The sequence below is a fragment of the Acidobacteriaceae bacterium genome (genome assembly GCA_028283655.1).
Lineage (GTDB): Bacteria > Acidobacteriota > Terriglobia > Terriglobales > Acidobacteriaceae > Granulicella.
In genome coordinates this window covers 2049748-2063814 of sequence record JAPWKE010000003.1, presented here as the reverse complement: position 1 = coordinate 2063814, position 14067 = coordinate 2049748, and the positions used below count along the sequence as shown (strand labels likewise).

The window sequence follows — 14067 nt, the reverse complement described above, 5'->3', positions numbered from 1 at the left end:
CGGCCAAAAAGCAGAAGCCGCTCGGCTTCGAGCGGCTTCTGCTTTTGATTGGCTTGTTGCTTACATGCCCGCAGGGCGGGGATCGGCAGGGTCCCACTTGGCGATCTGTACCTTCTTGGCGAGGCCCAGCTTCTCCATCACCCAGATGCCGTAGTAGTTGATGTCGAACTCGTACCAGACGAGGCCGTGACGTGCGCTTACCGGGTGTGCGTGGTGGTTGTTGTGCCAGCCTTCGCCACCGGTGAAGATCGCAACCCACCAGCTGTTGCGCGAGTCATCGCGAGTCTCAAAGCGACGCTTGCCCCAGAGGTGCGAAGCGGAGTTCACCAGCCACGTTGCGTGCAGGCCGAGAACCGTGCGGAGGAACGTTCCCCAGAGCACCATGCCCAGCGCGCCGACGACGCGGTGACCGGCAGGAGCGATGGCCGCACCCAGAGCGATCTGCAGCAGACCGGCAACCGTGATCGGCACCCACATGTACTTCGAGAGCCAGACCTGTACGCGGTCGCGGGTAAGGTCGGGAGCGTAGCGGCCGAGGAGAGCTGTCTCCGAGTGGAGGGCGCGACCGGAGATGATCCAGCCAGCGTGCGACCACCAGGTACCGTCGTGCGGCGTGTGCGGATCGCCTTCCTGGTCAGAGTACTGATGGTGTACGCGGTGTGTCGCTACCCAGAAGATCGGTCCACCTTCGAGAGCCAGGCAGCCGCACGTGGTCAGCACGTACTCCAGCCAGCGTGGAACCTTGTAGCCGCGGTGCGTCAGCAGGCGGTGATAGCACATGCCAATGCCGACGTTGATCGCGAGGAAGTACATGATGACACCGGCTGCAAGGTTCTTCCACGAGAAGAAGAACAGAGCGGCGATAGCGCCCACATGGAAAATGCCCATCGCGATTGCGGTGACCCAGTTGATGCGGCCTTCCTGGTGCTCGCGGCCCATACGCAGATCCTCGCGGATCTTGCGCGCGGTAGCCTCGGCAGCGTTCGGCGTGGTGCCGTTTCCTGCAGGGGCGACGTTTTGTTCTGTCATCGTGGAGTTCATTGGATGCTTGGTCCTCTTGCCTTTCAGCGGTCTACATGAATGACAATACCGGCTTCGCGAGCAGCCGTGTGTAAGACTTTTGTACTTGCGTCGAGGACGAAGAAAAGCCTTTATTCATGGGGCTTTCATGCACGCTGTGCTTAGAACTGGAAGTAGAGGAATGACGTCGTTTCGCCCAGATTGGCGAGCACCGCGAAGAACAGCACCGCCATCACAATTGACCAGCCGATAGTGGGGGTCCAGCGCAGTTTGGCGAACAGCGACGAGGGCGCAGCCGCGCCGGCGGGCTCTTCGCCCAGAATCTGCTGAGTATTTGGCATGAACCACACCACGGGGATCAGGCAGAGGCCCGTGATGCCTTCGAGCAGGCCGCCGACGTGGCCCGCGCCGTGGCGTCCGACGAGGTCGCTCAACATACCGATGGCCCCGCGCATGTCGTCCGCGCGGAAGAAGATGAGCGCGAACGCAACCTGGAAGTACACCCCGATGCGGCAGGCCATCACCATCAGTCCGGTCGGTGGATCAGGCGCTGCGCCCTTGCGCTTGGTGCGGAAGTGGCGCCACGCCTGGTTCGCCGTCAGGTAGATGCCGTGGAGCAGGCCGAAGATCAGGAACTGAAGCCCCGCGCCGTGCCACAGGCCCGTCAGCAGCATGGTCACGATCGTTGGGTACGCGACCATGGCGGTAAAGCCGCCCACTGTCGCCAGCGACTTGCGAGAGATCTTCTTGCCCGCCGCGAGTCGGCGGCGCTGTACGCTGAGCAGGAGCGGGTTGTACAGATAGAGCGTGACATAGCGCGTCAGCGTCATGTGCCAGCGCTGCCAGTACTCGGTGACGCTGGTTGCCTTGTAGGGCGAGTCGAAGTTCAGCGGGAAGCGAATGGAGAAGATACGCGCCAGCCCCAGCGCCATGTCCGAGTAACCCGAGAAGTCGAAGTACAGCTGCATGGTGTACAGCACGAGGCCTGCCCACGCGGAAGCCGCAGACTGATGCCCGGCGTGGGAGAACGCCATGTCCGCCCCGCCTGCGAGCTTGTCGGCGATCAGAACCTTCTTGCCCAGTCCCAGCAGAAACCACGTCAGCCCCAGCGAGACGTCAGACGGCACGAGCTGGAAGCGGCGGCCGACGGCGAACTGCGGCATCATCTCCTTATGGTGGAGAATCGGTCCGGCGATGAGGTGAGGGAAGAAGGTGACGAAGAGGATGTAGCTGAGCAGGTCCTGCCGCTCGGCTTGTCCCTGCGCCAGATCGACGAGGTACGAGATCTGCGTGAAGGTGAAGAACGAGATGCCCAGGGGAAGCATCACGGAGTGCGCTGTCGGGGCGGGGATATGCAGTTGGTGCAGCAGCAGTAGCGTCTTGAAGAGGTACTTGAAGCGGAAAAGCGCCAGCAGGTTCAGGCCGATGCCGACCGCAAGAAGCTGCCGCCGCAGCGAGCTACCCTCGGGAGCAGAGGCGATGCTCACCGAAACCAGGTAGTTGACCACGATCGAACCCAGCAGGAAGAAAACGAAGACCGGGTTCCAGACGCTGTAAAACACCACGGAACAGAGCGCCAGCCATGCGATGACGGGGCGCCGTCCACTTCTGCCCAGCAAATGGAAGCCCAGCATGGTGACGGGCAGAAAGCAGAAGATAAAGATGTAGGAATTGAAGAGCATCGGGTGGCGTGCGCACCTGCCATCGGCGCAAAAAAGAGGAAGGCGGTACGTCGCCTAGCGTATCAAACGGTCTGGCCGGGCCGGACCTACTGGTTCAAAGAAACAGAGCGTAACTGCGCTTCAAGCATCGGAGGCAGGGACGGGGGAGTGCGATCGTCAATGGCGGGGTTCTGCAGAGCGACCTGATTAATCTGACGGGAGAGCAGGGTGGAAACCACCTGGGAGCCTCGTGCGGTGTAGTGCCGGCCGTCGTTGAAGAGCCCAATTGGAAGTGCTTGCAGGTTGTTGCTCGTAATGCCGTGAAGTTCGCTCGAAAACGCCTTCAGATTGCCATCGCAGGAAGGAATCGGGGCGACGTCTACCAGAACGACAGCGCTCTGAGCCGAGTAGCGCTTGCGATAGTCATCAGCAAGCGAGCGGGCAAAGTTGCCGCCGTCGCCGTCGACCGAGGTGTCCATTGGCGTGCAGTACTTGCGGGCAGGGGATGGCGGGGTGAAGAAGCCGTTGCGAACCTGCACCGCGTCTTCTTCGGAGCGGATATGGCTGACGCGGAACCAGACGTCCTTGATGGCGTAATACGCTGAAAAACCAGCCGCATAGCCCGCAAACGCAATGGATTCATGGGGATGGCTGATCAGCACCTGTCGGGCTTCGGCTGGCGAGCCGTGGCGCAGGAGCTCCAGCAGCCCTTCCGCGTAGATCGTGTGCTGCCAGACCCGGTTGCCCTGCTGGAAGTCATCCGGCGAAAGCTGTACGACCAGCACCTTCGGGCGGCCGTTCTGCTGCAGGTAATGGTCGAGGGTCAGATTACCCGTAACCGCGAGCACCGCGTTGGTTACGGAGATATTGCAGACGTGGAAGCCGGTGTTGTTCTCGACCAGTTCCGGGTCAATGCCCGTCATGGCGGTGGAGTCGCCGTAGACCAGAACATCGCACTGACGATTGCGCATGGCGAAGACCGAGTCGTTGGACTGAACCCAGACGCTGGCTCCGTGATGGATGAAAAAGTCCGATCGACCGAGGGCGATGAACGCCGGAATAGCCAGAATCGGCAGCAAAACAACCAGCAGGCAATAAATCACTGCTGGCGGAACGCTGCGGCGACCGGCAACTGCGCCGGAAGCTTTTTCCTGATGATGTGTTGCCGATTCGTGAAACTCGAGTACCAGGCTCATCGCATCCTAAATGGGTTAGTAACCATTATTTTACTTCGAAGACCGGGTTTTCTAGTAGAGGGAAACCCGGGTTCGAGTCAGGACGTTTGTCGTACTTGTGTCACACCAACGTCCCATTCCAAACCAGTGGCAGCGAATTACTGCCTTCATCGTTATTTGGACGGGACAATTTTGCCAAGAGGTGACAACGGCAGGGTATACCAGAGGTCACCTCCCAAAATGGGAATCGGTTATCGGCTTACCGGAGGAACGCGCTCAGTTCCATGGCTGCGGCACGCAGGGGAGGCAGGAAGCGTGTCTGCATCTCCAGCATGGGCATGCGGGGAGCGTGGCCGCTCAGGTTGACGCAGGCGACAACCCGTCCGTTCGGAGCCTGGACCGGCACCGCGATGGAGCGGAGGCCGACCTCGAACTCCTGGTCGCAAAGGCCGTAGCCGTTGCGGCGGACGTTGCGCAGAGCCAGACGAAGTTTCTCCTGGGTCGTGATCGTCTTCGGCGTGAACTGCTCCATGTGAACGCGAGCAAAGTACGCCTCAAGCTGGTCCTGCGGAAGGTACGCCAGCAGAACGCGGCCCATGCTGGTGCAGAACGCAGGGAGGCGCGAGCCGATGTGGAGGTCCACGCTCATGACACGCGTTACGGACGTGCGTGCGATGTAGACGATGTCGTCACCGTCCAGCGTTGCGACGGAGAAGCTTTCGCCGTGCGCGGCCGACATGCGTTCCAGAATCGGCTGCGCGGCGTTTGCGAGCGTGCTGGAGGCGGTGTAGGTGTTGGCGAGCGTCAGCATCTTCGGCCGCAGGGAGTAGCGCTGTGTTTCATCCGCGCCAGCGAAGCCGAGTTTGACCAGGGTGTATAGACAGCGCCGAACAGCAGCGCGAGACAATCCAGTCCGCAGGCTCAGCTGGGAGATCGTCATCTGGGGCATCTGCGGGGTGAAGGCCTGAATCACTACCAGACCGCGGGCAAGGGATGCCATGAAGTTCGGATCGCCGGTGTAAACCTCGAGTGCGGCGGCGGGAAGCACTTTGGACTTTGCCAGCGCAAGGGCGGCAGGGTCAGGAAGGGAAGCAGCAGCGGGCGAAGACACTGTAGAAGTAGGCATGGCGAAGCATTTCCTCTAGCGCGATCCCCTAAAAGATATAGGCCGCGCTGTGCCTAACGATAAACGCACAGCGCGGCCGCATTCAAGTATTTCGCACAACCTGGTCGATAATCGGCTGGTTGTTATTTTGCGGACTTGTACCTGGCAATCAGATTGTTGGTCGAAGAGTCATGCTTCAACTCGCCGGAACCCGCGATTTCCTTGATGATTCGCGTTGCCAGGGCCTTGCCGAGCTCGACGCCCCACTGGTCGAAGCTGTCGATCTGCCAGACCACGCCCTGTGTGAAGACGGAGTGCTCGTAGAGCGCGATCAGGGAACCCAGAAGGCGCGGCGTCAGCTTTTCCGCCAGGATGGTGTTCGACGGACGGTTGCCTTCGAAGACCTTGTGGGGAATGAGCTCCTCGGCCACACCTTCAGCGCGCACTTCTTCCGCAGTCTTGCCGAACGCCAGCGCCTCGGTCTGCGCGAAGACATTCGCCATCAGCAGATCGTGGTGGGTGCCGAGCGGATTCAGTGTTTTCGAGAAGCCGATAAAGTCGCAGGGGATGAGGCGCGTGCCCTGGTGGATGAGTTGGTAGAACGAGTGCTGGCCGTTGGTGCCGGGCTCGCCCCAGTAAATCGGGCCGGTCTGATAGTCTACATGCTTGCCGCTCAGCGTGACGTGCTTGCCGTTCGACTCCATGGTGAGCTGCTGCAGGTAAGCCGGGAAGCGCTTCAGGTACTGGTCATACGGCAGGATTGCCACAGTCTGTGCGTCGAAGAACTCGGTGTACCAGACGGTGAGCAGGCCGAGCAGAGCGGGCAGGTTCTTCTCGATAGGGGTCGTGCGGAAGTGCACGTCCATGTCATGGAAGCCAGCGAGCAGCTCGCGGAAGTTGTCCGGGCCTACCGCGATCATCGTGGAGAGACCGATGGCCGAGTCCATGGAGTAGCGTCCGCCGACCCAGTCCCAGAAACCGAACATGTTTGCGGTGTCGATGCCGAACTTCGCGACTTCCTTCTCGTTGGTGGAGATGGCGACAAAGTGGCTGGCGATAGCTTCCGTCTGCTTCAGCGTTGCGAGTGCCCAGGTACGCGCGGAGTGCGCGTTGGTCATCGTCTCGAGCGTGGTGAAGGTCTTCGAGGCGACGAGGAAGAGCGTCTCTTCTGCGTCGAGATCATGTACGGCCTCAGCAAAATCCGTGCCGTCGACGTTCGAAACGAAGCGGAAGGTGAGGTCGCGGTTGGAGTAGTGCTTCAGCGCCTCGTAGGCCATGACGGGGCCGAGATCAGAGCCGCCAATGCCGATGTTGACGATGTTCTTGATGCGCTTGCCGGTGTAGCCGAGCCATGCGCCCGAGCGAACCTTGTCGGCAAAGCCGCTCATCTTGTCCAACACCGCGTGCACTTCGGGAACGACGTCTTCGCCATCGACCTTGATGACCTCACCCTTGGGCGCGCGCAACGCAACGTGCAGCACGGCGCGGTTCTCGGTGATGTTGATCTTCTCGCCGGTGAACATCGCTTGGGTGCGGGCCTTCAGGCCAGAGGCTTCGGCGAGCTCGACGAGCAGCTTCACGGTCTCAGCAGTGATGCGGTTCTTCGAGTAGTCGAGAAACAGTCCTGTAGCCTCAGCCGTGAAGGTCGTGCCGCGTGCGGGGTCGCTGGCAAAGAGTTCGCGCAGGTGGGTGGACTTCAGTGCCTCTGCGTGTGCGGAGAGGGCTTTCCATGCCGGAAGGGATGTCAGATCTTGGCTCAAAACATTGCTCCTGTCGATTCGCTGGTCGCGTCAGGAGCATTATTTCACTCCGGGTCGTTGTCAGTCTCTGCCTGCAAACGCAAAGAGCCCGGATCATTTTGTAAATACAGTTACAGAAGCCTACATTTTGAGCCGCCGATGCCCGCAGCTATTTGCCGGGTAGCGCCGCCAGCACATCGGCTGGTTCCGGACGTACTCGGTAATCGGCATGCGCTTCGGAGAAGAGGATGCTGCCATCCTGCCCGATGACGAAGGTTGCCGGAAGAGGCAGACGCCAGGTCGCATCGCCGTTCGTAAAGGGAATGTTGATCAGGATGGAGCGCATGTGAACCTGCATGTGCTCCGGGAGGGCGTAGGCCATGCCAAAGCTTTCTGCGAGCGCGCATCCTGCGTCTGTAAGCAGGGGAAAGGTCAGCGAGTGCTGTCCGGCGGTGAAATCATTCTGCCGCTGCAGTTGTGGCGAGACGGCGACGAGCAGAGCGCCACGCCGGCGAACCTCGGCGTAGCTGGCCTGCCACGCCATCAGGTCCGTCATATCGTACGGATCCCAGCGACCGCGGAAGAACTTCAGTACCAACGGACCAACGGCAAGCAGATCCGACGAGCGAACGGCCTTGCCGGTCGTGCCGTCAGGGAGAGAAAACTCCGGCGCTTTGGCTCCCACGCCCAGCACGCGGTCTTCTATGCCTGTGGTGAAGAGCTCTGCGATCCAGGCATCAGTGATCGCCAGACGCTCGGGCTGAACCAGCGCACGCGTGTTGGTGGTGATCTCATCCAGCCGCGTCTGCAGGGAGTTCGCGTGGTCGGTCGGTGGCTCGCTCGAGTAGGTCATCAGGCTTCCAGTGTAAAACCGGCGGTCTCCTGAGAGGAAACAGGGGGAAGGCTTTCACTGGGGCGAACTTTCAGCAGGTCGAGCATCGGCGAGGTCAGCATCGTCGTGAGCAACGCCATCACTACCAGCATGGTGAAGAGCGTAGGAGAGAAGATGCCTACCTTGTACGCAACGTTCAGGACGATGAGTTCGACGAGTCCTCGCGTATTCAGTAGTGCTCCGAGGGCAAGGGCATCGCGCCACGATTGCTTCGTCAGTCGGGCACCCAGCGCGGCTCCGCCAATCTTGCCTGCAACGGCGATCACCAGAATGACGGCGGTCCAGCCCCAGACCCGAGGGCTGTTCAGCAGATCAAAACGCGTGCGCATTCCCGTAAGGGCGAAGAAGAAGGGCAGCAGCAACACGCTGACAAGCATGTCCAGTCTGGAGCGGATTTCATGCTGCCACGCGGGGACGCGAGGGAAGCAGCAGCCAGCGATGAAGGCGCCAAAGAGAGGATGCACCCCGAGCCATTCCGTCGCGGCAGCAGACGCCAGCACCAGCGCCACAATGACGCCGAGAAGCTCATATTGCATCGGCCGATCATGCAGCCGGCGCGTTACGCGATGGATAAGTGGCCGAACAGCGCCGAGCATGAGCAGCAGATAGATCAGAAGCCCGACCAGCCGTATCGATAATGGCAAGCCGTCGCCTCCACGATGCGGGATGAGCGTGAGCGCAGCGGCGAGCAGCGTCCAGGCGGAGACATCATCGACCGCCGCGCAGAGGATGGCTGTCACTCCAAGGGAAGTGCCCTGCAGGCGGCGCTCTTCGAGGATGCGGGCCAGCACCGGGAACGCCGTGATGCTCATGCTGACGCCAAGGAAGAGTACAAACGGCAGGCTGCCTACGTTGTTGGGGGCGAAGCGTACGCGGATCGCGTGTGCAAACAGAGCAGCAAGACTGAACGGTAGCAAAATGCTGAGACTTGAGGCGAAAAGAGCTGTCCCGCGTTGCTTTTGCAGGTGTTCGAAATTCAGTTCGGAGCCGATGACGAACAAGAAGAGGATGAGCCCGACGGTCGAAAGCGTGTCAAAAGGAGCAAGCGATTGCGGCGGAAAAAGCCAGGCTGCGGTATGCGGGGCAAGGCGTCCAAACAGAGAGGGGCCGAGCAGGATGCCGCCGATAATTTCTCCGATGACGCGAGCCTGTCCTAGTTTGCGGCTCAAAGCTCCACAAGCTAACGTGACGAGCAGGACAACGGTCATTTCCAGTAGCAGCTGCGTCATGCAGTCTCCTCCGTAAGTAGTAGTTCTCGCACTGAGACGAACTCTTCGTGGGAGAAGTCGCAACTGTCGTGAGGAGAGATGTTTGACTGCATAGTGCGAGCCTGAAACACTATCGAAATTACTCACATCGCAGACGCATGAAGTATTCGGTCTCCATACCTAGTATGGTTTTTGAGATCACCGTGTTGGGTGATTTCAGGTGTTGTCCCGCAGCACGCACAATGGATATACGTTGTTGAGATTGTTTCGTCTGAGGACGATATGAGCGACATTTCACACTTTACGGAACTGCCGGGTCTGGTCGGATTCTCGATCATGGCTCTTGTGCTGCTTGCAAAGCGCCGGGATGAAACCGGTGCTGTCCGTTTGTGGGTCTTTGCTCTGGCTCTTATCGCTGCCGAAGGACTGGCTCGGATCGTCTACCGCCTGGAGACATCGCTGCAGGTGCATCGCTGGGTCCATGCTTTTGCGCTGACGCCTATCTCGTTGCAGGCTTTATTTTCCTGTACGCGGCAAGTGGGCGAATGGCTTTCTGGAAGCGCCCAGTCCTGTTTCTTACCCTTTGCGCGCTGCCCTTTCTTGCGATGGAGACGGCCTACGGGCTGGATATAAGGCCGTTATCTCTCTATCTGTCGATCGCCGCGGTAGGAGTCTTGCTGAGCGCTTCTGCAGGGCTGCTGTTGCGCTATCCGCGATGGATGCTGGTTGCCACCACGCTCACCTGGGCACCTGTCATCGTGTGTCTCGCGTCAGGTGATTTGCGGCAGGGCGTCTACGCTGTGCTTGGCGTGCTCTTCGCACTGCTGGGCACGACCTTCATGATCAGCCTGCCGAAGAATCGCTATGGCCGGGTGATGGTTGCGGGCGGTTTCTTTGTCTGGGCGTTCTGCTTTCTCATCCATCCGTGGATTGCGTCGGTTCATAAAGAACTGGTTCCGATGCTGGATCAGATCTGGGATCTGCAGAAGTTCGTCGTGATGTTCGGCCTGCTGATGGTGTCGCTGGATGAGCACTCGGCCAAGGCGGAGTACGACGCGCTGCACGATGAGATGACTGGGCTGGCGAACCGACGGCTGTTTGCCGACCGCCTGCAGCAGGCGCTTGCGCGTGCTCGTCGCGATGGTTCGCAACTGGTGATCTTCAACATCGACTTCGACGACTTCAAGCGCGTGAACGATACCCAGGGACACAAGGCAGGGGACGAACTGCTCTGTGCTGTAGCGACTCGTCTGCGCGGCAACACGCGGGAAGCGGACACCCTCGCGCGTGTGGGCGGCGATGAGTTTCTGCTGGTTGTATCGGACTTCGGTGGCAGGGATCAAATCATGCCCGAAGGGCCTGCTGCAGCGCGCAAGCGGGCCATGGCCGTGCGCGAAAAGTTCCGCGAACTGGCCGAGCAGCCCGTCATCCTGACCGATGGAACCACGATTCTGCGGCCTTCGCTCAGCATCGGCTTCGCGCTTTTCCCTGACGATGCGCAGGACGCCGAAGAGCTTTGCCTGGTGGCCGATCGTGCCATGTACGAGGACAAACGCCGGGGGCAGGGACAGCTCGAGCTGGTGCGCGATGTCGCTGCCATGGCCTAGCTAAGCTGTGAGCTGAGCTAGCTTCCCCGGCAGCTCATAATGCGCTCCAACAAAGATCGCCTGCGCTGCCGGAGTTACCAGCCAACGGAAGAAGGCCTCTGCCGCCGCAGGATGAGGAGCGGCCTTCAGTACAGCCGCATAGAAGATGATCGGGTCCGGCCGAAGGCTCTTGCCCTCGATCTCCAGTTGCACCTCGGGGTTCGCCGCACGAACGTCCGCGTGGCTGAGGTTGATCTCCGGAGCCAGCGGAATGTACGGCATCCCCGCAGCGATCGCGCTGACCTTATACGACGCGCTCACATCGAGCTCTCCGCTCTTGAGCAACACCCCGACGTTGGGCATAACCTGCGCGGGGTTCAGCGCAGGCCCGAGCAGCCGCTGTGCAAGCCCGGGCAGCTTGTACTTCTTCTCCGCCAGCATCATGGCGAACAGAATGCAGCGAGCTCCAGGATCAGCAGCCGGGTTCCCGCGCCCTATCTTCAGACCGGGCTGCTGCAACACCTCCCACCACGCAAGCTTGCCGGAGGCCGCCTGTGCGAGCTGCTCCACAAAGCGGCTTTTGGGACTGTAGGTGAGCACTAGCTCCGAACGCGCAATGGGCGTAGCCGCTATGGCGAGACCAGCCTGCAACAGCGTAAGCATCGGCGTTGCCGTCACGGGGACGAAGAGGTCGGGGCGCAGCGTCCCGGTGAGAATCTCGTGGGCAACCGCATCGGCACCGCCGCCATGCTCCTGCAGGTCGAGCCGCAGCTCTGTAGCGACAGCAGCCTTCATCGGCCCTTCGAGCAGCGGCCGGATGGAGCCTGCCGACGCAACCTCAAGCACCGGCAGCGTAATGTCGGCGAAGAGCGAATGCGGCAGCGCCGCAGCCGCAAGAAGGGCGCTGCTGTTACGAAGAACTCGACGACGGGTAAGACGGCTGGCGCTCGGCATGATGTGAGTATCTTAGCGCGACAAATTTACTGGCTCGATTACGCTGCGACAGCCGCTCTCCTGGTCAGTGGAGTCGATGCAGCGTTCGGGATACTTGCGGGCGTAGTTTACCCACGCTTGCATGAGGCCGAGGTTATTGGGTTTTTCCAAGAGCTTCCATAGCTGGTCATTCAACGGATTGATCGGCTTTTGTACGCCGATTGATTCGAGGTAGTCGTGTGGCTCTTGCTCGCCGACGCCGTGTTGGCGGTACTGCTCAAGGTGGGGTGCCCATATATCCCACGCCTGTTTGAATAGAGAGGCCTCTGCGGGAAGTTCTAGTTCGAGCAGGCCTTCGTAGGTGCGGCGGGAGGAGATGTCCGCAGGGTGATTGAGGAAGTGCCACGCCAGATCGTCGAGCGTCATGCTGATGTCGAGCTCATACACAGATTGCATGGCCTGAAGGCCGCGCGGTAATTGGTAGATGGCTTTGGAGAAAGCTGCGGAGCTTTCGTAGACGCTTTGGGGGATGCGGCTTTCCAGTTCTTTGCAGATGTGGTCGAAGAGCTCCTGGTCGCTTGGCGTGCTGGCGATGAGGGCTGGGGTGAGCATGGGGAATTGTATCGCTGGTACGTAAGCGTGAGTTGGCGGCAGATGAGTTCGTAGAGGCCGCGCACGGTGGCCGTCTGCGCGAGGTCTTCGTCGGCGAGGGTAACTCCGAAGAACTCGTCGCAGCGGAGCACGATTTCTACAGCGTCCAGGCCCATGCGGGAAGGGTAACGCAGGTGGGGCTGGATTTGTCGATTAAGAGTCGAATGCTCTGCGCGATCATTAGTAGCTTGATGGAGGAAGACAAGCGGGTCGTTTCGCGGGCGTGCTCACCAGAGTCTTCGCCAGAGCGGAAGCGTCTGCGGCACGGTATTTTACGGCACGACCGAAGTCGTGCCCTTCCAATCTTTGTCGGATCCTTCGTTTCGTCGCCTAATTTGTGTGAATGACGTGGAGAGCTAACAGAAAAGACCATGTGGACATATAGACCCATGCAAAGAGAAAAATTGGAGGGAGTAGCTGTCCATAAAATCGGTAACTTAGGCGTCGTCCGCGTCGCTTAAGTCCATCGAGATTATGTATGCATGCGAAAATCTGCCGCTCTACCGGAATACCCAATTCAGGCTCGATGGCTTTGAGGCGTCGCCAATAATAGTTGATGTAATCATTGAGGCGTTCATTGTTCAAAAGCCAAAGAACGGTAAATAAAATCGCACCTAAAGAGAGAAATCCGGAGGTGAACCAGTGTCTCTCGTCGAAGATCTTCCATATTCCGGCCGCGAGTGCGAGCTCGAAGACAACGTAGTAGCTTGATCTTGTCCAGTACTGTTCAACCTGAAACTTCCAAACCTCGACAGCCGTTTGATAAGAACGATCACTACTAACAGCGTGTCCTTCTTTATGTTCTGACATCGGTCTCGTGCCTTAGTTTGTGCGGACCATCTTCACGCCCTGCAACGGTCTAGTGTCGTGTTCGGAGGCCGAAGACCATGATGCTGTAGCTTCAATTCGATGAATACCCGCTTTGCCATTCGGGATAACGAAGGTGCACGCCCATCCACTCGAAAGCATGCTAGAGCCAAACTTGTCAGCAACGTCTTGACGACTCACGTTTGGGCTGGTGTTGCACGCAGTGGAACCGTCGAGGCTGATGAAAATTGCTTCAGGCAGAGTACTCTTTGTTGTATCACCAGCCCAACCGGAAGCAGAAACGCGTGTGATTGGCCCAATTGGCGTTATCTTAATCTCGTCGAGATATCCATAAACTGAATTTGTCGGACCGGCACTCACGCTAGAGCTTGCACGGTCAGGGGGAGCAACGTTTGATGAGGCGGGTTGGGGTTCGGGAGCTTTGATCGGGATCATATTCGCTATGTCGCGATTGCTTATCTCTATGACGCCAAATCGAGAAACTTGCTTCTGAAACATAACTCGACCGGTCTTGGCATCAAAAATTCGGATTCCGAGTATTAATGATGGTGAGGCGTTTTGAGCTTTGAGGTCGAAGGTGTTGTTTAGATGGATTTCAAGCCCTCTGAACGTCTGCTGCCCTATCGTACCTAGCTGATAGCTCTTATACAGGCCATATTGACTTCCATTTTGCAATTCGACTTCGGTACTCGTTTCACCGGCAAAGCAAGCCATTGCATTGAGGTTTTGAAAACCGTTCATACCGCAACTAATAACGGCTCTGAGATCTTGAGGGGGAGTTGCCGCTTGAGACTGGGAACCGATTTGAGCTGCGGCAGAAGATGTCGCCGTGTCAGTGGTCGTCGGAACGCTCGCCACCTTCCAAACGTTGTCTTGTTGTAAGAGTTGAACAGAACGGTTGTGTGGCTGCGCTGATTTGTATTTGGCTATATAAGTTACAGTTGCACCTTGACCGTGAACTTCCTCGCTTACGATATCGAGGCTATCAAATGTTCCCTTTTCGCTTGCCGCATCGGCCAGGTGTTGCATTGCAAGAGGATCCGCGTCCTCGAGTTTCTTAGCGAATGCAGGCGTCAAGAGTTTTTCGAAATCGTCGTAGCGGCTTTCGTTCGCTGCTTTGAAAAGGGACCTTATTGTGTCGGAAGGCGGCTGTACATTCTTCTTGCAACCCAGTGGGCTAAGGCACAGAAATGCCGTAAGCAAATAGAGCTTCTTGCGCAAAATAGAACTCCGTGTATGGCGTGTCTTAAAATATGCTCTCACGCCTTC

The 14067-nt window shown here is 58.8% G+C and carries 13 protein-coding genes; 2 read left to right on the top strand and 11 right to left on the bottom strand.

Going from position 1 to position 14067, the window contains the following annotated elements:
• Nucleotides 1–60 precede the first annotated feature (60 nt).
• From PW792_11560 to PW792_11530, 7 genes are all read right to left on the bottom strand, one after another.
• Nucleotides 61–939, bottom strand: a complete 879-nt coding sequence (locus PW792_11560) for a fatty acid desaturase (GenBank protein ID MDE1162566.1) — start codon at nt 937–939, stop codon at nt 61–63.
• A gap of 242 nt (nt 940–1181) precedes the next feature.
• Nucleotides 1182–2702 carry an MBOAT family protein gene (locus tag PW792_11555; protein MDE1162565.1) on the bottom strand — a complete coding sequence of 507 codons (1521 nt, stop codon included), beginning with the start codon at nt 2700–2702 and terminating at the stop codon, nt 1182–1184.
• 86 nt (nt 2703–2788) lie between these two features.
• A complete protein-coding gene (locus PW792_11550) occupies nt 2789–3877 on the bottom strand; it encodes a hypothetical protein (GenBank protein ID MDE1162564.1) in 1089 nt (362 codons plus the stop codon).
• A gap of 238 nt (nt 3878–4115) precedes the next feature.
• Nucleotides 4116–4982, bottom strand: a complete 867-nt coding sequence (locus PW792_11545; protein ID MDE1162563.1) for an IclR family transcriptional regulator C-terminal domain-containing protein — start codon at nt 4980–4982, stop codon at nt 4116–4118.
• Between the two features lie 122 nt (nt 4983–5104).
• Nucleotides 5105–6721 (bottom strand): glucose-6-phosphate isomerase, encoded by a 1617-nt coding sequence (pgi, locus tag PW792_11540; protein MDE1162562.1) that lies wholly within the window; start codon nt 6719–6721, stop codon nt 5105–5107.
• Nucleotides 6722–6869: 148 nt separating this feature from the next.
• Nucleotides 6870–7553 carry a peroxiredoxin-like family protein gene (locus PW792_11535; protein ID MDE1162561.1) on the bottom strand — a complete coding sequence of 228 codons (684 nt, stop codon included), beginning with the start codon at nt 7551–7553 and terminating at the stop codon, nt 6870–6872.
• Nucleotides 7553–8821: a cation:proton antiporter gene (locus tag PW792_11530; GenBank protein ID MDE1162560.1), complete on the bottom strand. Its 1269-nt coding sequence runs from the start codon at nt 8819–8821 to the stop codon at nt 7553–7555. Before PW792_11530 ends, PW792_11535 begins: the two co-directional genes overlap by 1 nt.
• Before the next feature lie 261 nt (nt 8822–9082).
• Here PW792_11530 and PW792_11525 point away from each other — a divergent pair, with 261 nt between their 5' ends.
• Complete coding sequence (locus tag PW792_11525; protein ID MDE1162559.1) at nt 9083–9433, top strand: hypothetical protein; 351 nt, start codon at nt 9083–9085, stop codon at nt 9431–9433.
• 41 nt (nt 9434–9474) lie between these two features.
• Nucleotides 9475–10407: a GGDEF domain-containing protein gene (locus tag PW792_11520; protein ID MDE1162558.1), complete on the top strand. Its 933-nt coding sequence runs from the start codon at nt 9475–9477 to the stop codon at nt 10405–10407.
• On the opposite strand, the gene PW792_11515 is transcribed toward PW792_11520, so the two are convergent.
• The 4 genes from PW792_11515 to PW792_11500 all read right to left on the bottom strand — a co-directional run bounded on the left by PW792_11515 (nt 10408) and on the right by PW792_11500 (nt 14019).
• Entirely contained in the window at nt 10408–11340 is a 933-nt protein-coding gene (locus PW792_11515) for an extracellular solute-binding protein (GenBank protein ID MDE1162557.1), read from the bottom strand.
• A 12-nt stretch (nt 11341–11352) separates the two neighbouring features.
• Complete coding sequence (locus PW792_11510; protein MDE1162556.1) at nt 11353–11931, bottom strand: hypothetical protein; 579 nt, start codon at nt 11929–11931, stop codon at nt 11353–11355.
• A 369-nt stretch (nt 11932–12300) separates the two neighbouring features.
• Complete coding sequence (locus PW792_11505; protein MDE1162555.1) at nt 12301–12780, bottom strand: hypothetical protein; 480 nt, start codon at nt 12778–12780, stop codon at nt 12301–12303.
• A 12-nt stretch (nt 12781–12792) separates the two neighbouring features.
• A complete protein-coding gene (locus PW792_11500) occupies nt 12793–14019 on the bottom strand; it encodes a DUF4878 domain-containing protein (protein ID MDE1162554.1) in 1227 nt (408 codons plus the stop codon).
• Nucleotides 14020–14067 lie beyond the last annotated feature (48 nt).

What these genes read in the sequence shown, in the direction of transcription:
- PW792_11525 (MDE1162559.1), top strand. Translation starts at nt 9,083, where the DNA reads ATGAGCGACATTTCACACTTTACGGAACTGCCGGGTCTGGTCGGATTC.
- PW792_11550 (MDE1162564.1), bottom strand. Translation starts at nt 3,877, where the DNA reads ATGAGCCTGGTACTCGAGTTTCACGAATCGGCAACACATCATCAGGAA.
- PW792_11515 (MDE1162557.1), bottom strand. Translation starts at nt 11,340, where the DNA reads ATGCCGAGCGCCAGCCGTCTTACCCGTCGTCGAGTTCTTCGTAACAGC.
- PW792_11555 (MDE1162565.1), bottom strand. Translation starts at nt 2,702, where the DNA reads ATGCTCTTCAATTCCTACATCTTTATCTTCTGCTTTCTGCCCGTCACC.
- PW792_11530 (MDE1162560.1), bottom strand. Translation starts at nt 8,821, where the DNA reads ATGACGCAGCTGCTACTGGAAATGACCGTTGTCCTGCTCGTCACGTTA.
- PW792_11560 (MDE1162566.1), bottom strand. Translation starts at nt 939, where the DNA reads ATGGGCCGCGAGCACCAGGAAGGCCGCATCAACTGGGTCACCGCAATC.
- PW792_11545 (MDE1162563.1), bottom strand. Translation starts at nt 4,982, where the DNA reads ATGCCTACTTCTACAGTGTCTTCGCCCGCTGCTGCTTCCCTTCCTGAC.
- PW792_11535 (MDE1162561.1), bottom strand. Translation starts at nt 7,553, where the DNA reads ATGACCTACTCGAGCGAGCCACCGACCGACCACGCGAACTCCCTGCAG.
- PW792_11510 (MDE1162556.1), bottom strand. Translation starts at nt 11,931, where the DNA reads ATGCTCACCCCAGCCCTCATCGCCAGCACGCCAAGCGACCAGGAGCTC.
- PW792_11505 (MDE1162555.1), bottom strand. Translation starts at nt 12,780, where the DNA reads ATGTCAGAACATAAAGAAGGACACGCTGTTAGTAGTGATCGTTCTTAT.